Here is a 19,814-nt window from a genome sequence, read left to right as displayed (position 1 = left end):
AAAACTCTGGCCTTTGACCTTCTTTAACCATTAAACACAAATAGGAGCAAAAACTTGAATAAAGCTGGGTTTCCCAAAAAACCACACAATTCCTCTCCTCACTCTGATGATGATATTCCCATAGCCATTCGTGATAATTCTGATGCTATAAGTAGTATAAAATTAAAAACACAAGTTGTAATCATCAGTGGATTTGCCGGATTTTTGCTGCTGGCTGTCTCTAGTGGTTTTTTGTTTTCCCTGACAACACCTAAGCAAACTGCTAATTCCGTGCCGGAAGCGATTAAACCTATATCAGTAGCTAATAATACTCCTGCTAAGGATGATACAGTCTTGGGACATTTCCCATATTCAGAAGCACCAGAGTCAGAATTAGCCCCAATTACGGCTGACAATAGGATCAGAATGCGAAAATCTGCTGCTGTCAAATTTCAAGCTATGGTACAAGCAGCGAGGAGTGCAGGAGTAATTTTAGTGCCAATTTCTGGCTTTCGTTCCGTAAAAGAGCAAAAGCAGTTATTTTTTGATATTGGCGCACAACGTAACCAAACTCCAGCAGAAAGAGCGTCTCTAAGCGCACCTCCTAATCATAGTGAACATCATACAGGCTATGCTGTAGATATTGGCGATGGTGCAGTACCCGCCACTAATTTACAAGCTAATTTTGAAAATACTAAAGCTTATCAGTGGTTACAAGCCAATGCTGCCAGATTTAGTTTTGAAATTTCCTTTCCTAAAGATAATCTTCAAGGTGTGAGTTATGAACCTTGGCATTGGCGTTTTGTGGGTGATAGTGATAGTTTAGAAACATTTTATAAAGCCAAAAATATCAAACCTATAAAAACACCATAAATGGAGATTTACAATAGTTAGGGCTTACTGAATAAACATCAAACCGGGAGACATCAATTATTTGCTTTTATTTGCTTTTGCCTAATTATTTAGTCATTTTTCTTGCCTTTTCCCACTTTTTCAGTAAGCCCTAAATAATACAGCACTTCCCGGTGTTATGAGGTACATATCTAGCGGGCAAGATGCCCGCACCACAAGAGTTTCATGATTCAACTTTGTACCTCATCAGAGCGGAAAAGGCTGTATTTATTTGGAGGGCGATCGCAGCAATCGCCCTGCTTCGATATAATAGTATAAATACTATCAACAAGTCTTGACTATGCAGATTAGTGAAGAAATTACAATCAAAGTGAGTCCTAACGTTGCTCAAGCCTATCAAAAAGCAACAGAACGGAAAAAGCAATCTTTGGCGGCGCTTGTTAGTTTATTTTTACGAGAGGATCTGAATGAGGAAGTTGATTTTCTTGGTAAATTGATGGATGAAATTAGTGATAGAGCAGTTTCCAGAGGCTTGACACCGGAAATTTTGGAGACAATTCTGAATGAATAATCTTCCTAAATATGTCTTAGATACCAATATTATTGTTAGTGCTTTATTATTTAAAAAGAGTCAACCGCTTCAAGCTTTAGATAAAGCTCGACATGAAGGAAATATTTTGATTTCTGAGGCGATTTGGCAAGAAATAATAGACGTTTATTCAACCAACCGAAAAGCGATCGCTTGAGTAAATATGATGTAGGATGGGTCAGAATCAAGAATCTGTTTATTTACATGATTTATGCAGTCTGACGCACCATACTATATTTATTTATGGTTTTGTGGAGGCGATCGCTACTTTATGCTTTACGCTAATGCAGAGGCTTGGGGTTTGGCAAAAATCATCCTCCCGGCGGAAGTTTGTAAGGCGCTGGTGACTACTACCCGTAATTCACCACCCACATAAGGGCTACCTTCTTCCACTACTACCATTGTACCATCATCTAAATAACCAATTCCTTGACTTGGTTCTTTACCTTCTTTGAGAATTTTCAAATCAAGATTATCACCAGGTAAATAAGTTGGCCTGACGGCATTTACTAAATCATTAACATTCAAAACCGGGACTTTTTGCACACTAGCAACCTTTGATAAGTTATAATCATTAGTCAGTAATGTCCCATTAATTTCCTGAGCAAAACGGACTAATTTAGCATCAACGTTGGGAGTGTCCTCATAATCCACAGGGTTAATTAAAATACGTTCCGGGTAAGTTTCTCGAATGCGGTTGAGAATTTCTAGCCCTCTTCTGCCCCTGACCCGTTTTTGGTCTTTGGTAGCATCAGCTACTTGCTGTAATTCCTGTAAAACAAATTGGGGAACAAGAATTAGCCCTTCTAAAAATCCCGTTTCTAGTAGTGTTTCAATGCGGCCATCTATAATACAGCTAGTATCTAAAACTTTGGTATTAGCAGGTTTAAGAGTTCCTTCTACTACCATACTTTCCACAGTATTGGGGTTAATTAACCTTAATAATCCCCGTCCATGGGTATCGGCCAAGTTCATGCCTGTAACAGAGAGGATAATACTGCCAACAACAGCTACAAGGGGTTTAATAAAGCTAAAATCTGGAGGAATGGGTAGTAAAAATAGAGGTGCTAACATCAAGTTAGCTAATAGTAGCCCAATTATTAAGCCAATAGACCGGGTTAAAATCGCTTCCAGAGGCATTTCCCGGACTTGTGATTCTAAACGACGGTATGTAGTTTGGAAACTTAGCCCTACAGCACCGCCAATAATGGCAGCAAAGACGGCTATAACTAAGCGTAAGGCCTCTACATTCGTGACTCCATTAAGAGTACCTGGGGAGAGTAGATCAGTGCTGAAATAACCTATCCCCGACGCTGCTAAGATAAATGAGAGAATAATAAAGACATCCAGCATGGTGGTGTTGTGTTCCTACAACGGTATTTATTTGATAAAGTAAAGTATGCTTGCTTCTATCCTGTTGGGTAAATTCAGAAATATGAAATCATATTATCTGATCAGACCGAGGAAATATGCCAACATTATAACTAAAGAGTTTTAACTGCATATTATTTTTATTTTTAGGCAAAAAGGCGAAAATTTTAGCAACAAACTCCTCATTTTCATGATTTTTAATATTCAAATCACATTCACCTCACAATTTTTAAAAGAATGACTCAACAAAATACTGGTTGGGAGATTCCTCGTTCTGCTTATGTACATATTCCCTTTTGTCGACGACGATGTTATTATTGCGATTTTCCCGTATTCGTGGTAGGCGATCGCTCGCGGGGTGAAAATTCTGGGACAATTAACGAATATGTTGAATTTTTATGTCAAGAAATCAGAACTGCGCCGGTTTATGGTCAACCCTTAGAAACAATTTTTTTTGGCGGTGGTACTCCTTCGCTATTATCAACAGAACAATTACAACGTATATTAACAACCTTAGAAAAGCGGTTTGGGATCACATCTAGGGTAGAGATATCTATGGAAATTGATCCAGGGACGTTTGATTTAGCACATATCGCTGGTTATTGCAGCTTAGGAGTAAATCGCGTAAGTTTGGGTGTACAAGCTTTCCAAGCAGAATTGTTGAAAACCGCAGGGCGATCGCATACACTGGTAGATATTATTACAGCTATAGAGTTAATCCATAAAGTCGAGATTCCCGAATTTAGCTTAGACTTAATTTCCGGCTTACCGCACCAGAGTTTAGAATTATGGCAAGATTCTTTAACTCAAGCTATAGCAGCAGCACCAACCCATATTTCCGTCTATGATCTTACCATTGAACCGGGAACAGTCTTCAACCGTTATTATCGGCCGGGAGATCATCCTTTACCCACAGATGAAACCACAGTTAAAATGTATCATCTAGGGCATAAAATGTTAACACAGGCCGGTTATGAACATTATGAAATTTCCAATTATGCCCAACCAGGACACCAATGTAGACATAATCGAGTCTACTGGGAAAATCGTCCTTATTATGGTTTTGGCATGGGTGCAGCCAGCTATACTCAAGGTAAACGCTTTACCCGTCCCCGCAAAACCCAGGAATATTACCAATGGTTAAAAGCCGGTGCTGTCATGGATTGTCCAGTCACTTCTGCAAATGATATATTATTAGAAACTTTAATGCTAGGACTACGGTTAGCGGAAGGAGTTAATTTAAATTCCCTAGCCGCTAAATTTGGTAATCATCAAGTTGAGAAAATTCAAAGCTGTTTGCGACCATACTTTGATCGAGGTTGGGTGAAAATTGTTAAAGAAAAGTTACGCTTTAGCGATACCGATGGTTTTATATTTTCTAACGTCATGTTGGCAGAATTGTTTGAAAAATTGGGAGAATAAGTCGAAGAGTACAAGTAGGTGAACGGGAAAAACCCGACACAAGTAACGAAAAGTAAAGTTGCCCAAAACCTGTAACCTGTTCCCTATTCCCTATTCCCTGTTCCCTGTCACCTGTCACCTGTCACCTGTTCCCTGTTCCCTGTTCCCTGTTCCCTGTTCCCTGTTCCCTGTTCCCTGTCACCTGTCACCTGTCACCTGTTCCCTGTTCCCTTTAAAATACAGGCTGCTCAAACAATAGTAACGCTAATATAAAATCCATAATAAAAATTGCCACCCAAGTAGTGACAACAGCGGTAGTTGCTGACTCTCCCACTTCCTTTGCTCCCCCTTGAGTTGTCAGTCCCCAACTACAGCCATTAACAGCAACTATAGCCCCAAAAATTAACCCTTTAAGTAAAATAATAAAAATATCTGATGGGACTAAAAACTCTCTCACTGATTCTAAAAATGTTTCGGGAACAACTTGATAAAACTGCATGGCCGCAAAAGTACCGCCCATAATACCTACAATTAAGGAAAAAATCATCATTATAGGCATCATTAAACAGCAAGCAATAACTCTGGGTAAAACTAAATAATCAATAGGGTCTGTTCTGAGTATATATAAAGCGTCAATTTGTTCTGTCACCCGCATTGCTCCCAATTCCGCCGCAAAAGCTGAACCAACTTGTCCGGCGATAATACTAGCAGTTAAAATTGGTGCTAATTCCCGACAAAATGCTAAAGCAAATGCACCGCCAACAGTATTTACAGCCCCAAATCTCACTAATTCCCTAGCAGTTTGAATAGTGAAAATCATCCCCGCAAAACCACTGACTAATAAAACTGGGTAAATTGCACCCGGTCCTGCTGTTACTGTATGTTCTAATATCTTGCGATAATAGGTTTTTCCGCGCAGAAAATGTAGTAAAATTTGACCTAACAACAGAAATGCTGACAAACACCGAATTAGCCAAGATTGCTCTAAATTTCTTTTTGGTTGCAAGTTTACGGCCACTAATTGAAACTAATTGAATTTTTGGACTTGGGAATTATGACAATTTAATTTTCTATTTTAATTTTCTATGAATAAGGTATTCCAATCACTAATTGCATTTCTTTGAGCAGTTAATAATTGCTGAATTCCTTGTTCGGAAAAATCTAAAATTTGATTCAATTGTTGACGACTAAAACTTCCCGCTTCCGCTGTTCCCTGAACTTCAATAATTTGCATTTTATGATTCATAACTACATTAAAATCCACCTCCGCGGACACATCCTCAATATAGTTCAGATCCAAATATGGTTCACCTTGTAATAAGCCTACAGAAACTGCTGCTATTTGTCTACATAAAGGCGATCGCTCTAACACCCCTTGCTGCAATAATTGAGATATAGCATGAGCTAAAGCTACAAAACCCCCTGTAATTGCCATTGTCCTCGTTCCTGCGTCGGCTTGTAATACGTCTGTATCCACCATTAGCGTCCGTTCTCCTAAAATCTCGAAATCTAAAGCAGCCCTTAAACTTCTGCCAATTAAACGTTGAATTTCCTGGGTTCTCCCTGATAATTTCATTAATTCCCGTTCCTGGCGTTTTTGGGTAGCTGATGGCAACATTCTATACTCTGCCGTCAACCAACCTTGACCAGTTCCCGCCAAAAATTTAGGTACTCCTTCAGCTACACTCACGGTACAAAGAACTTGAGTATCACCACATTTAGCCAAAACCGAACCAGGGGCAAAGCGGGTGAAATTAGGATAAAAACTATGGGGACGGAGTTCGCTGGGTTTTCTCCCGTCAGGACGTTGCCAATCCATTACAATTGCCTTTTGAATTTTTGCTTACTGCCTTATAATATTAACCGCATCAAGTCAGAATATTTTGCTATGGGAATCCTAAATACTGCTGTATGATGATTATGTCTTTTGATTTGTAAATTATTAAATTGAATTTAGTGAATAAAAGCATGAATCTTTTTCACGCAAAGGCGCAAAGACGTAAAGAGTAAAAATTTGAGCAATGAAATTTTTGATTTTTATACCTCAATTTAGTAACACCATTTTAGTAACACCATTTTATAGCCAGGTTTTCAACTTTGTCCTATGGTTGCCCAATTAGAAATTCCCGCTTCAAATTCAACTCTGAGCTTACCATATTCCGTAGCAGGATTAGTGCAAGTTTTCACCAGTTCTCAACGTAGCTTTTTTACAAGTGTCATGGCACAAGTGCTGAGAATTGCTGGACAAGGTACACCAGTATTAATAGTTCAGTTTCTTAAAGGTGGTATCCGTCAAGGACATGAACGACCCATTAAAATGGGACAAAACTTAGATTGGATTCGCTGTGATTTGCCTCGTTATATTGATAATTCCGATTTGGACGAAGGGGAAAAGCTTTCCCTAGAAAAACTTTGGCAATATACTCAACAGGTAGTTAATCAAGGCAAGTATTCTTTACTAGTATTAGATGAGTTGAGTCTAGCGATTAATTTCGGTTTAATTCCCGAAAGTGAGGTTTTAGATTTTCTTGCTCACCGTCCTCCTCATCTTGATATTATCCTGACAGGTTCTCAAATGCCAAAGTCTCTTTTAGAGATAGCAGATCAAATTACAGAAATTCGTCGCTCTCATCAACCTTAACTATTAAGATATTAAGATACTCTCATAAATTACTTTCAATTTTCTCTCAACCCGTGATTAAAAACGACATCTGGATTACCGAAATGGCTCAAAAAGGCATGATTTCGCCTTTTGAGTTTAGTTTAATTCGTAAATTGCAACCTGATCCATCTCAGATTCCCCAACCTGTAATTAGTTACGGACTTTCTTCTTATGGCTATGATATCCGTCTTTCTGCATCTGAATTTCGGATTTTTCGACACATTCCTGGTACTGTCATTGATCCTAAAAATTTTAATCCCCAAAATCTAGAGTCCACTCAGTTACATAGGGATGAAAGTGGTAGCTATTTTATCTTACCTGCTCATTCCTATGGTTTAGGCGTAGCCTTAGAAAAGCTCCAAGTTCCAGGGAATATTACAGTAATTTGTATTGGTAAATCTACTTATGCTAGATGTGGTATAATAGCTAATTTAACACCTGCCGAAGCGGCATGGAGGGGTCATCTTACCTTAGAATTTTCTAATTCTTCCAGCGCTGACTGTCGTATTTATGCTAATGAAGGTGTAGTACAATTGCTATTTTTAGAAGGTGAACCCTGTGCTGTTAATTATGAAACTCGTCAGGGTAAATATCAAGATCAGTTAGAGGTTGTGACAATAGCTAAGGTTTAAATTTAATTTAAAAAATAAACCATCAAAATAAACCATCATTATTTTTAATTTGTGTATTCTACCCTAGAGCAAAAATATCAACGTATTCAAAAAGAGTTAATGGCCGGGGCGCTGGCTTTGGCTTGTATTTTTTTAATTGGTACTTTATGGTATTGTTTGATTGAAGGCTGGTCATGGGAAGATGCAGCTTACATGACTGTGATTACCTTAGCTACCGTCGGTTATGGAGAAACTCACCCCTTGGGTAGTCGCGGTCGTTTGTTTACCATAGCCTTGATTTTCATGGGTGTGGTCAATCTTGGTTATATTGTCAATAGGTTTACAGCCGCAGTCATTGAAGGTTATTTTTTAGAAGGAATTAGACTGCGACAACAAAGGCGTTTAATGGAATCATTATCAGGTCATTATATCATCTGTGGATTTAGCCGCACCGGGCGACAGATTGCTAAGGAGTTTCAAGCTGAAGGTGTTTCTTTTGTGGTCATTGATTCAGAAATTGAATCCGCACAAAAAGCCCAGGAACTTGGTTATATTGTTTACCAGGGTGATGCCACATTAGATGATAGTTTACTCAAGGCTGGTATTCTTAAAGCAGTTTGCATTGTGGCCGCTTTACCTTCAGATGCGGAAAATTTATATACTGTCTTATCAGCAAAAACCCTGAATCCTGGTATTCGGGCGATCGCTCGTGCTAGTACAGAAGAATCATTACAAAAATTACAGCGTGGCGGTGCAGATGCCGTAATTTCACCGTATATTACCGGCGGTAAACGTATGGCCGCAGCAGCCCTCAGACCGCAGATTCTCGACTTTGTAGATGGGATTCTCTCAGGTGCAGACCGGGAATTATATATGGAAGAATTTTTACTAGATATAGCTCGGTGTCCCTTTATTGGTCAAACTCTACAAAAAGCTAAATTGCGATCGCAATCCGGGGCTTTAGTTTTGGCAATTCGCCGCCTTGATGGTAAACTCATTGGTGGGCCGACTGGAGACACGGTGTTAATGTCGGGAGATACTTTGATTTGTATGGGTACTGCTGAACAATTACGGGGTTTAAATCAACTTCTAGGTCCTATCAATTCCCAACCATTACGAAGACCAAAAAATAACTAAAATCAAACCCAATACTCGTTTTTATTAGCAGAATATAGATTATATCAACCACGAAGACGCAAAGAGCGCGAAGGAAAAGGGAAAAAATAAGTTGATCGTTAATAGTATAATTACTGTACAGCTTAACTTATAAAAATTATGAAACTAGCTTTCGTCGCGGCTACTATTTTTACATTCACTTTAGGACTTTACACTGAAGTCTTGGCTGTAACTGTAAAAACACCTGCTAAAAAACCTGTAACAACTACTAAAACACCTGCTAAAAAACCTGTAACAACGACTAAAACACCTGCTAAAAAGCCTGTAACAACTGTAGAAATACCCGTTATAACTGAACAAGCACCTGTAAAAATATTTATTACACCTATAAAAACACCTGAGAAAACACCTGAGAAAAAACCTGTGACCAATGTAAAAACACCAAATAATTTTTTACAATGGTGTGACCCAAAAGCCAAGTTACCGCAAGAGACGAGATACACAGTTGAAGTATTATTAAAAATTGCTGGGACAACAAACTGTACTCAAGCCAATCAAAGACTGATTAAATTGACTACTCTTGACCTATGGAGAAGTCAAATTAGTGATATCAAACCCTTATCAAGCTTGACTAATTTAACTGCTTTGAATTTATGGGAAAATCAAATTAGTGATATCAAACCTTTAGCGAACTTGACTAATTTAACTTCTCTTGACTTAGGAGGAAATCAAATTAGTGATATCCAACCCTTATCAAGCTTGACTAAGTTAACTACTCTGAATTTGTGGGAAAATCAAATTAGGGATATCCAACCCTTATCAAACTTGAATAATTTAACTTTTATCTCCTTGTGGAAAAATCAAATTAGGGATATCCAACCCTTATCAAACTTGAATAATTTAACTTTTATCTCCTTGTGGAAAAATCAAATCAGCGATATCAAACCCTTGTCAAACTTGACTAATTTAACTTCTGTCGACTTGAAAGAAAATCAAGTTAGTGATATTGAAAGTTTGTCAAACTTAACTAAATTAACTGCTGTTTATCTGGGAGGAAATCAAATCAGTGATATTCAATCCTTGTCAAAGCTGACTAAATTAACTGCTGTTTATTTAGAGAAAAATCAAATCCAAAATATTCAATCTTTATCTACTTTGGAAAATTTACGGACTCTTAAAGTTCAGAATAACCCGCTTATTTCTAAACAATGTCCTATGCAACCAGAATCTAATTGTCGTTTTAGTTTTTAGCAAATCACTAACAGGATGTTTGCAAAACATGATTAATGTATCAAATATTTTTAACCCCTCCCTAACCCTCCCCTTATTAAGGGGAGGAAACCGGATTTTCTTGTTTCCCCCCTTGATAAAGAAACCGGATTTTCTTGTTTCCCCCCTTGATAAGGGGGGACTAAGGGGGGTAACACAGGACACCACCTTTAAAACATCCTCTAAAGAGTTATAAATCACTAAAATTATGAAACTAAGACTAGTAGCGACCACCATTTTTACCTTGACATTAGGATTTTATACCCCAAAAGTCACCGCAGCACCCACAAAAACACCCAAAACCTTTACAGAATGGTGTCAACAAAAAGCCAATTTACCTCAAGAGACAAGACAAACAGTAGAAGTATTATTAAAAGTTGCTAAAACCCAAAATTGTAGTCAAGCTAATCAAACCCTGACTAAATTGACTGAACTTGACCTTTCACAAAATCAAATCAGCAATATCAAACCCTTGTCTAACCTCACTAAATTAACTTATCTTGGCCTTTCAGCAAATCAAATCAGGGATATCAAACCCTTGTCTAATCTGACTAACTTAACTACTCTTTACCTTTCACAAAATCAAATCAGCAATATCAAACCCTTGTTTAACCTGACTAAATTAACTTCTCTTTATCTGAATAAAAATCAAATTAGCAATATCAAACCCTTGTCTAACCTGACTAACTTGACTTCTCTTTACCTTGATAAAAATCAAATCAGCAATATCAAACCCTTGTCTAACCCGACTAAATTAACTTCTCTTGGCCTTTCAGCAAATCAAATCAGCAATATCAAACCCTTGTCTAATCTGACTAACTTAAATTCTCTTGACCTTCCGTTAAATCAAATCAGCAATACCGCAGCTTTATCTAATCTGACCAACTTGACTTATCTTGGTCTTTCAGCAAATCAAATCAGGGATATCAAACCCTTGTCTAACCTGACTAATTTAACTGAACTTAAACTTTCGGTAAATAAAATCAGCGATATCAAACCTTTATCTAACCTGACTAAATTGACCGAACTTGACCTTTCAGAAAATCCACTTATTTCTAAACAGTGTCCCCTGAAACCAGAGTCTATTTGTAAGTTTTAGTTTTCAGCAAATCACTAAAGAGTGACAAAATCATCTGCGTTTAGTCCTGAGTATATTCATCTTAGTAACGACAACATGATAAAATTACTGTAACTTCTTATCACTAAAATCATGAAACTAAGTCTAGTAGTAGTAGCGACCACCATTTTTACTTTGACATTAGGATTTTATACCTTAAAAGTGATTACTGAAACCACAAAAACACCCAAGACTTTTACAGAATGGTGTGAACAAAAAGCCAGTTTACCTCAAGAGACGAGACACACTGTAGAAGTATTATTAAAAGTTGCTGAAACCCAAAATTGTAGTCAAGCTAATCAAACGCTAATTAATTTTACTAAACTTGAGCTTCCGTTAAATAAAATCAGCGATACCGCACCTTTGTCTGCTCTGACTAATTTGAATGCTCTTTACCTTTCGGAAAATCAAATCAGCGATATCAAACCTTTGTCTAATCTCACTAATTTGAATGCTCTTTACCTTGCGGAAAATCAAATCAGCGATATCAAACCTTTGTCTAATCTCACTAATTTGAATGCTCTTTACCTTGCGGAAAATCAAATCAGCGATATCAAACCTTTGTCTAATCTCACTAATTTGAATGCTCTTTACCTTGCGGAAAATCAAATCAGCGATATCAAACCTTTGTCTAATCTCACTAATTTGAATGCTCTTTACCTTGCGGAAAATCAAATCAGCGATATCAAACCTTTGTCTAATCTCACTAATTTGACTATCCTTGACCTTCCGGTAAATCAAATCAGCGATATCAAACCTTTGTCTAATCTGACTAAATTGACTTATCTTTCCCTTTGGGAAAATAAAATCAGCGATATCAAACCTTTGTCTAATCTGACTAAATTAACTCAAGTTGACCTTGCGAAAAATCCACTTACCTCTAAACAATGTCCCCTGCAACCATCGTCTATTTGTAAGTTTTAGTCGGATTATATTTTGGTGAGTTATGGACTTACTAACGCACCCAGCAAATACTCAATTTCACTGAATATTACCAGACTAAAAATGTCAATTTGGGCAAAAATCCTATTCTACTAAATCATGTTTGATCGCAAACCTAACCAATTCAGCACGATTACTAGTTTCTGTTTTTCTCAATAAACTACTCACATATTTCTCCACCGTACGCGGACTTAAATGTAAATGATTACCAATTTCCACATTAGAAAAACCATGGGTTAAAAGGTCTAAAACCTCCTTTTCCCTGACAGTTAACGGTGTCAATACTTGAGATATCTGAACCTGAGTAGATACAGAAATATGACCATTTTCTGCCTTTGTATAAGTTAAATTACGGTTATTATCTTGGTAAATAAAACGACATTCCGATTGGATAATTTGCGATCGCTCTAATAAATTGCGAATAGCAGCGGCTAATTCTTCCAATTCAAAAGGCTTAGGCAAGTATAAATCACAACCAGATTGATACCCTAAAATTCGTTCTTGGATTTTAGTTCTCGCTGTTAATAAAATTATAGGTAATAAGCGAAACGCGGATAATTGACGAACACGACGCACCAACTCATAACCATTCATTAGTGGCATCATAATATCTGTCACTAGCAAATCAGGATGATACTTTTCTAGCGTATTCAAAGCATCAATACCATTATCAGCAGTAATTACATGATAACCAGATAGATCAAGATAATCACTAATGGCTAAACGTGTACCTATGTCGTCATCTGCGATTAGAATAGTCAAGGGCATGGACAGTACACCCCTATAATTTTTTTTACTGAGTAATGTGCCACAATGAGAAATATCAATAGACACTGGCAAGAATCGTCATCTCATCCTCCATACTATGACAAAAATACCTGTTAATGTCCCCTTAGTCAAGAATTTATAAAGAAAATCTTAAATTTTTAGAAATGCTTGACAAAACTTTACGTAATTGAGAAGAGAGTCAGGAATCAGGTTTAATTTACCCGCCACTGTGTGAACTACAATGAACAAAAGGACGTTGCTGATAGCCTTACGAAACCAAGAAAATATGGCTATACCATGGAAGGTATCAAAATCTCAAACTTGGCGGCTTTGCTTCTTTGCGCCTTGGCGCGAAATATACATGATGCAACCCAAATAAAAAAGTTAGTCTAAAAAATTTTTAGGCTTATTTATGAAAACTTAAGAAGATTGTCAATGAGTGATAAAAAGAGTGAAGGTTACAAAACAATTTGTGATAATCGTCAAGCGCGGTTTCGGTATGAAATCCTAGAAACCTATGAAGCGGGAATTGAATTGACGGGAACTGAGGTAAAATCAATTCGTGGAGGTAAGGCCAATCTCCAAGATGGTTATGCTTTAATTCGTGATGGTGAAGCATGGTTAATTAATGTACATATTTCTCCTTATGCTTCCAGTGGTGCATATTTTAATCACGAACCAAGACGAACACGCAAGTTACTACTCCATAAGCAAGAACTGCGTAAGCTAATTGGTAAGGTAGAACAGGAGGGTTTAACCCTAGTCCCGTTGAAAATGTACCTCAAACGGGGTTGGGTAAAGGTGGTTATTGCTCTGGGTAAGGGTAAAAAGCTACATGATAAACGGGAAAGTATTAAACGTCGTGATGATCAACGGAGTATGCAAAGGGCAATGAAGAGGTTTTAAAGGACACTCCTCCCCAACTCTCCCTTAGTAAAAGGAGGGAGAACGACAGATTATAGGTGGGGTGTTTTTTTAGCGGGCAAGATGCCCGCACCACAGGCGAATATTTGGTACTTTTTTTAACCCAACAAAATCAAAAGCTAGTTAAATATCTTTACTGTTTAGAAGGTGTTAAAGGTTGCCAAAAGCTGGCAACTAAGGCTACAGTAAACCACCAGAGGGTATTCACTTCAGGACGATAGAATACTGTATCAACTAGTCCATGAGATAATATACCTACAATAACAGCGATCGCCCCAATTAACCAAAATACTTGAGTATCTTTACTTTGTCTTAATTGTCGTAGCTGGGAGAATCCTGTATTCAAAGTGACCAATATTAACCACAGAAAACAAGTAAAACCTAAAAAACCAGTTTCGACGATTGTTTCTAAAAATACAGAATAGGCACTCAAAGCCGTAAAACGAGGCCTTTGATAGAGAGGATAAACATGATTAAAAGAATTGTGACCCGGTCCAATACCAATAATCGGGCGATCGCGGATCATTTGAAATACGGAATCCCAGACATTTTTGCGAAAGTTATTACTGCTGTCTTCTCTACCCGCGAATATACTGATAACTCTTTCCCGAAAAGGTTCAACAAAGATCATGCCTATTGCTAATATACCAACCACACTCCCCAGGAATATTGGTAAAGACCAATTCCGCCATATTAACATCATCTGGGGTGGTATTTTTATACCCCATAAATTCTCAACCGTGGAGTCACCAAAAACAAAAATCAGTAATACCGTCACCGTCAATAATCCCACCAATAAAGCAATCCAGCCACCCCGACTAAAAGTAAGAATTAGAGTTACACTATTGACAATAAACATCGTTAGTGCTAAACTTTTTTTTATCCAACCTGGCCAAGCAAAAATGGCGACAAAGCTGAAAATTACAGCCGGTAAAAGATATCCTGCCAGTAAATTAGGATTACCCAAATAACTGTAAACTCTGGTAGTCTTGGCTAAAGGAGATTCTGGGTCAACCCAAGTGGCTAAAGCTTTCGCACCAAAAAACCATTGTCGTATTCCATAGACACTGACAATGAGGGATATGTGCAAATAAAGGGTAATCAACCATGAGCGAAATCTGGGGACTCTTAAAACTCTAGCACAGAGAGCAAATAACAACAAATAAAGGGTTAAGGTTTGTAAATCACCCAAAGCAGCCTTTTTTACTGGTGATAAAGCTGTGGCTACCGCAGCAATAGCCCAATATAACAATACTAGCAGATGAATGGGAGTGAAGGAAGCAGCATTGGCTGTAAATTCCTCAGATAAAGTTAACAGCAACCATAAACCCACACAAGCCAGTAGTAATAAACCGATTAAAGTGCTAGAAACGAAGGGTGCAAGAGTATAAATGAGGCTAAGTAAGCCCACTGCAATTATATCTCCCCACCGGATCAGAATACTACTTTGTCGCCAAGGAAGCAAGGATCCCACCAGCAACCGATATAGGTAACTGCTAGACAAATATTCTTTAAGTGGTAAGGAAGATAAAGTCAATCTTTCCCAGACTAAATTCATGAAGAAAAAATAGAGAATTGAATTAGATGGAGTTTTCTACCCCAACTCATTGTAGACTAATCAATTTGAAAAATTTTTGTCATTGTTTACGGAGAAACCTGCCAAAGTTTAATTAAGTTATCTTCACTACCACTAACTAAAAATTTACTGTCAGCACTAAAAGCTAAAGAAGTAATAGTATTACCATTTGCTGTCAGTGTTATTATTTCCTCTTCTGTCGCTACATTCCATATTTTAATTGTGTAATAGCTTTTCTCCCCTAAGGTACTCCTTCCAGCACTGGCTAAAATTTTACCATCGGGACTAAAAGCAATAGTGTTAATATTATTACCTTCTAATGTGATAGTCGAAATTGGTGTTAAAGTTTGTAAATTCCATAATTTCAGAGTGCGATCGCGGCTAGAACTGGCTAAAATTTTACCATCGGGACTAAAAGCCACAGCTATAACTGTTTGTGAACTAGTAGTTAAAGTCTGAATTGGTTGTTCTTGATGAATATTCCATAATTTTATAGTTTTATCAAAACTACCACTTGCCAAAGTCACACCATTGGGACTAATATCTACAGAACGTACCCAAGATTTATGAGCGATTAAAGTGCGAATTAACTTACCTGTGATTAAATCCCAAACCTTGATAGTTTGATCATCACTAGCACTAATTAAAGTTTTTCCATCAGCACTAATAGCTAAACTATGAATTGCATCAGTATGACCAGTTAAAGTGTGAATTAATTGATTTGTTTGTAAATTCCAAATTTTGATAGTTTGATCATCACTACCGCTAACTAATATCTTACCATTAGCAGAGATAGCTAATGCGTTAACATTTTGGGAATGTCCCTCCAGACTGGTAATTTCTTTACCGGTGATCACATCCCACAATTTCAGATTACCATAACATTTACTATCAGCATTTTGCTGACAATCACCACCGCTAATAATCATTTTATCATCTGGACTCATTACCACAGATAAAACCTTACTTTTATGTCCAGAAAAAGTATTTACCAAAGACAAATATTTTTCAGTTTTCTGGGATTGATTCAAATTAAAAGAAAAATCGGGTTTTAATTTACGAAATTCTCGATAACCAAACTCTCCCAAAGTGAAAAAAATAATTAACCCAAACATAAAAATCAAATTTCGCAATAAAAATTTTTTCGTGTAATTTATCCGAGAATAATTAGCAGGTAATTTATTAATTTTACTATTAATTTTACTATTAATTTTACTATTAATTTTACTATTTGCTGCTGGGAGCATAAGAGTATGTTGTTTCATCAAATCTCTCATAACTTCATCCGCAGATTGATAGCGATTTTGTATTTCTTTTTGTAGTAGCTTATCCATAATTTCTACTAATTCTCTATTTAGGGGAAACCGTAAATATTTTTGCCAATTCTCTACCCAACTATAGCCATATTCCATCCATAATTGAAAAGGAGAAATCCCCGTTAGTAAATGAAAACAAGTAGCACCTAAACCAAACAAATCACTACCAGGATAAGCTTTTCCGTCTCTAATTTGTTCAATAGGAGAATAACCATGAGAACCAATAGAAGTACCATTTTTTCCCTGTACTCTTACCGTCAATTTTTTAGAAGAACCAAAATCAATTAGTGTTAATCTTCGATCAGATTGACGACGAATAATATTTTCTGGTTTAATATCACGATGAATTACCCCATGTTGATGCACAAATTTAATAACCGGTAATAAATCTAATAAAATAGACTGAATATCCCAATCTTTATAAACTTTTCGGGAATTTAATTCATCTAGTAGATTTTGACCATCAATAAACTGCTGAACTAAATATAAACAATTATTCTGTTGAAAATAGGCTATTAAAGTGGGAATTTGGGGGTGTTCTCCTAATTGTTGTAATCGCTTTGCTTCCTCTGAAAATAACTGAATTGCTTTTTTTTGTGACCAAGTACCTTGAAATTTTGGAGCTAATTGTTTAATGACACATAATTCGTTTAATTTATCAATATCTTCAGCAATATAAGTTCTTCCAAACCCCCCCTCATTAGAAAGTAACCGGGTAACACGAAACCGATTTCTCAAAAGTGTTACTAGAGGAGTTTGACAATTTTGACAAAATTGATAATTATCTGGATTTTGCGGATTTGAACAGTCAGGATTTAAACAGCAGATCATAATCTTTATAGCGCATCTGCATGATAAAATATATATAATATAAATCGAGATTCAATAGTAGCAATTAGTAATTTATTTAACTTGAAAATGTGGAAATTACCTTTCTCAAATACAGAAAAGCACAAAGGATGTATGATGGTCAATTTCCCCAATTCTATATCAACTCAAAGAAAAAAGAACGGCATTTTGCCATTTATTATCTTTATCAAGATACCCGACTTCTTTAAGAAATCGGGTATCTGAAATTCTCGACGTTCAATACTTGTGATATAGTATCTATATATTCTCAAGTCAGATTACCATAACCGGATATTTAACAATGTCTATTATTTTTGATAAATCATGTAAATAAATCATGTACAGACAAATTAAGAAATTAGTGGTGTTGCTTCTGACAGGTACAATGGTGACTTTATTACCACAGGTAAGTATAGCAGCACCAAAAGGTTTTCAGTCCCCTAGTGGTAATATTTTTTGTGAATTAATACCAGGAGTACCAGGGGAAATAAATATTTTACGCTGTGAAATCAGTAGTTCACTAAAACCCAAACCTCCTCAACCCTACCCCGGATATTGTCCACTTGAGTGGGGACAAGGTTTTTTATTACCTGAGAAGGGTAGACCAGAAATTTTGTGTATTATTGATACCATTGCTGACAAAAATAAACCTGTTTTGAACTATGGAAGTAATTGGAATTCAAGTGGTTTTAAGTGTGTATCTCAAAAAATCGGTTTAACTTGTACTAATAGTGATGGTATTGGCTTTTTTCTCAGTCGGGAAAAATGGTACGTATTTGGACTGTCTAGGCCTTAATTAAAAATCCCTTCCTCATATTTTATACAGCCTATTTTAGGTTTATGAAGTACACCCTTTACTTGGGCAAGTGGGCAAGGTAGAGTATTTTTGTACCTCACAAAGTTGAACTCTACTGTAAACTTGGTGCGTTACCTTGCGGATTTTATTTAATAGTTGATTTCATCATCTTTTAACGCTTTTAACGCACCCTACATACTTACTACTAATTTTGTATTTCTGGTCCAATAATTTTAATTCCCTGTTTTTCTTTTTCCGCTAACTCTAAATTTGATAACAGCAGTCTTTCTAAAATATCATCTTCTGGGTTGAATTGATAAGCTGACATTACCAGTTTATCCAGTTGTTGATGTAGTTTATAAAGTTGACTGCTCGGTTCGGTGAAAAATTTATTATATAATGTAGTGATTCCCCATTGTTTGGTTTCCATTTGTTGACTACGATGTTCATTTAGTTCTTCTGTTTTAGTGCGAATTTGTTGGACTATTTTTATATCTGCTGTTTGTGGAAATGGGAAGGTTTCAAAACAGGTTGTATTAGTGTAACGAGTTCTATCTTCTAAAGTCGAACTTTGCGCTTTTACCCAAACACGATGTACGTTAGATGTGAGAATCCCAAGGATATAAAAATCATCAGCAGCAATAACCATATTAGCTTCACAAGGTAAAATAGAAATATTCACAGGTGTAAAAATCATCCACTTAGCAATTTTTGGAATAGCAAAATAACAAGATAAAGAAGACATTGCTTGTCTCATAGCTGGTCTTTTTTCACCAAACTTCCACCAGTTAATTCTTCTTGCGTCTCTACGGTTTTTGTCTCTTTCTGGTTTCACTTTTTCTTTCACACGCTGAAAAGGTAATTGATATTCACTTGCTTCCTCTATTGATAAATTATTAAAATCAACTACCCAATCTAATTTTAAATAAGGATTAATTAAAGTTTTACCATCAATCATCGGTTTTAAAACATCTGCATTTTTAGAATCAATCTTTATCCATTCCCTAGCTTCTTCTTCAGAGATTATAAACCCCTTTCCACCAAGCGCACAAGACTCAAAAGAGAAATTTTTATTCGCTTCTAATTTCACAGCATTTGTAACCGATATCTCACTTTTTAAAGAAGAAGTAATAAACGGAACTTCAACACTATCTAAAAAGTTTTGTTTTTGCTCTTCCTTTGTCCAATTAACAATACTAACATGAACAGCAGCATCTCCAGACCAAATCTGATTAGAAATTGCGTCATGAATAATTCCACCATTACTAACAATATAATCTAAACTTGCTTTTCTCCCTGAAACCTGAGCAATAGAATTTGTCCCAACTAACCCTCCTCTTCCTTTATTACCTAATAAATCAGATGCTTTTCTAAACCAAAATACACAAAAATCCGGTTGTCCCTTTACCTCTGGGAAAGCTTGATATATCTTTTCTACATATTCATTTCCTAATTCTATTCTCATGTTTTTACCACCTAAAAACGGCGGATTTCCAATAATAGCATCAGCCTTGACCCATTCACCAAACAAAGCATCTTGACAAACAATATTATCATCCAAACTATCCAAAGGTAAAGCAGGTTCAGTCAAACATAAATCATCAATCGCAATTTTCCGCGCTATCATCAAAGTTACCCGCGCTAATTCCACAGCAAAAGGATTTGTATCCATACCA

At 36.6% G+C, this 19,814-nt stretch carries 19 protein-coding genes; 12 read left to right on the top strand and 7 right to left on the bottom strand.

Features of this window, described 5'->3' with window-relative positions; genetic code table 11:
* Positions 1–54: 54 nt before the first annotated feature.
* The 3 genes from H6F62_RS04895 (at position 55) to H6F62_RS04885 (ending at position 1,577) form a co-directional block, all read left to right on the top strand.
* Positions 55–852 (top strand): M15 family metallopeptidase, encoded by a 798-nt coding sequence (locus H6F62_RS04895; RefSeq protein ID WP_190371472.1) that lies wholly within the window; start codon positions 55–57, stop codon positions 850–852.
* Positions 853–1,171: 319 nt separating this feature from the next.
* The gene (locus H6F62_RS04890) at positions 1,172–1,402 is read left to right on the top strand and encodes a hypothetical protein (protein WP_028084193.1); all 231 of its coding nucleotides are present in this window, start codon (positions 1,172–1,174) and stop codon (positions 1,400–1,402) included.
* The gene (locus tag H6F62_RS04885) at positions 1,395–1,577 is read left to right on the top strand and encodes a PIN domain-containing protein (protein WP_190371471.1); all 183 of its coding nucleotides are present in this window, start codon (positions 1,395–1,397) and stop codon (positions 1,575–1,577) included. Before H6F62_RS04890 ends, H6F62_RS04885 begins: the two co-directional genes overlap by 8 nt.
* 119 nt (positions 1,578–1,696) lie before the next feature.
* Here the strand turns inward: H6F62_RS04885 and H6F62_RS04880 are convergent, their stop codons facing one another.
* Entirely contained in the window at positions 1,697–2,773 is a 1,077-nt protein-coding gene (locus H6F62_RS04880) for a PIN/TRAM domain-containing protein (RefSeq protein ID WP_137906217.1), read from the bottom strand.
* 255 nt (positions 2,774–3,028) lie between these two features.
* Here H6F62_RS04880 and hemW point away from each other — a divergent pair, with 255 nt between their 5' ends.
* Entirely contained in the window at positions 3,029–4,213 is a 1,185-nt protein-coding gene (hemW, locus tag H6F62_RS04875) for a radical SAM family heme chaperone HemW (protein WP_190371470.1), read from the top strand.
* A 211-nt stretch (positions 4,214–4,424) separates the two neighbouring features.
* Here hemW and H6F62_RS04870 read toward each other — a convergent pair whose 3' ends face one another.
* Entirely contained in the window at positions 4,425–5,198 is a 774-nt protein-coding gene (locus H6F62_RS04870) for an MlaE family lipid ABC transporter permease subunit (protein ID WP_137906215.1), read from the bottom strand.
* Between the two features lie 69 nt (positions 5,199–5,267).
* Positions 5,268–6,011, bottom strand: coding sequence for a ribonuclease PH (rph, locus tag H6F62_RS04865; RefSeq protein WP_137906214.1), 744 nt, complete (start codon positions 6,009–6,011; stop codon positions 5,268–5,270).
* A gap of 285 nt (positions 6,012–6,296) precedes the next feature.
* Between rph and H6F62_RS04860 the strand changes: the two genes are divergently transcribed.
* From H6F62_RS04860 to H6F62_RS04835, 6 genes are all read left to right on the top strand, one after another.
* Positions 6,297–6,833 (top strand): P-loop NTPase family protein, encoded by a 537-nt coding sequence (locus H6F62_RS04860; RefSeq protein ID WP_190371469.1) that lies wholly within the window; start codon positions 6,297–6,299, stop codon positions 6,831–6,833.
* Between the two features lie 83 nt (positions 6,834–6,916).
* Positions 6,917–7,486 (top strand): dCTP deaminase, encoded by a 570-nt coding sequence (gene dcd / locus H6F62_RS04855; protein ID WP_199290888.1) that lies wholly within the window; start codon positions 6,917–6,919, stop codon positions 7,484–7,486.
* A gap of 51 nt (positions 7,487–7,537) precedes the next feature.
* A complete protein-coding gene (locus H6F62_RS04850; protein ID WP_137906211.1) occupies positions 7,538–8,602 on the top strand; it encodes a potassium channel protein in 1,065 nt (354 codons plus the stop codon).
* 138 nt (positions 8,603–8,740) lie between these two features.
* Positions 8,741–9,832, top strand: coding sequence for a leucine-rich repeat domain-containing protein (locus H6F62_RS04845; RefSeq protein WP_190371468.1), 1,092 nt, complete (start codon positions 8,741–8,743; stop codon positions 9,830–9,832).
* Between the two features lie 226 nt (positions 9,833–10,058).
* On the top strand, positions 10,059–10,949 hold the full coding sequence (locus tag H6F62_RS04840) for a leucine-rich repeat domain-containing protein (RefSeq protein ID WP_190371467.1): 891 nt from the start codon (positions 10,059–10,061) through the stop codon (positions 10,947–10,949).
* A gap of 111 nt (positions 10,950–11,060) precedes the next feature.
* A complete protein-coding gene (locus tag H6F62_RS04835) occupies positions 11,061–11,891 on the top strand; it encodes a leucine-rich repeat domain-containing protein (protein WP_190371466.1) in 831 nt (276 codons plus the stop codon).
* A gap of 102 nt (positions 11,892–11,993) precedes the next feature.
* Here the strand turns inward: H6F62_RS04835 and H6F62_RS04830 are convergent, their stop codons facing one another.
* A complete protein-coding gene (locus H6F62_RS04830; protein WP_190371465.1) occupies positions 11,994–12,677 on the bottom strand; it encodes a response regulator transcription factor in 684 nt (227 codons plus the stop codon).
* A 435-nt stretch (positions 12,678–13,112) separates the two neighbouring features.
* On the opposite strand from H6F62_RS04830, the gene smpB reads away from it, so the two are divergent.
* Positions 13,113–13,583, top strand: a complete 471-nt coding sequence (smpB, locus tag H6F62_RS04825; RefSeq protein ID WP_190371464.1) for an SsrA-binding protein SmpB — start codon at positions 13,113–13,115, stop codon at positions 13,581–13,583.
* Between the two features lie 151 nt (positions 13,584–13,734).
* On the opposite strand, the gene H6F62_RS04820 is transcribed toward smpB, so the two are convergent.
* Both H6F62_RS04820 and H6F62_RS04815 read right to left on the bottom strand, forming a co-directional pair.
* Complete coding sequence (locus H6F62_RS04820; RefSeq protein WP_137906205.1) at positions 13,735–15,159, bottom strand: IctB family putative bicarbonate transporter; 1,425 nt, start codon at positions 15,157–15,159, stop codon at positions 13,735–13,737.
* 86 nt (positions 15,160–15,245) lie between these two features.
* The gene (locus H6F62_RS04815) at positions 15,246–17,324 is read right to left on the bottom strand and encodes a serine/threonine-protein kinase (RefSeq protein ID WP_190371463.1); all 2,079 of its coding nucleotides are present in this window, start codon (positions 17,322–17,324) and stop codon (positions 15,246–15,248) included.
* 355 nt (positions 17,325–17,679) lie between these two features.
* Between H6F62_RS04815 and H6F62_RS04810 the strand changes: the two genes are divergently transcribed.
* Positions 17,680–18,138 (top strand): DUF6636 domain-containing protein, encoded by a 459-nt coding sequence (locus tag H6F62_RS04810; RefSeq protein ID WP_137906203.1) that lies wholly within the window; start codon positions 17,680–17,682, stop codon positions 18,136–18,138.
* Between the two features lie 205 nt (positions 18,139–18,343).
* Here the strand turns inward: H6F62_RS04810 and H6F62_RS04805 are convergent.
* Positions 18,344–19,814: class I SAM-dependent DNA methyltransferase (locus H6F62_RS04805; RefSeq protein WP_190371462.1), on the bottom strand; the 1,471-nt coding region annotated here is incomplete at its 5' end.

It is taken from the genome of Anabaena sp. FACHB-1391 (assembly GCF_014696755.1).
Lineage (GTDB): Bacteria > Cyanobacteriota > Cyanobacteriia > Cyanobacteriales > Nostocaceae > Dolichospermum > Dolichospermum planctonicum.
The sequence above is the reverse complement of the archived record's forward strand: the minus strand, read 5'-3'. Positions and strand labels throughout refer to the sequence as shown.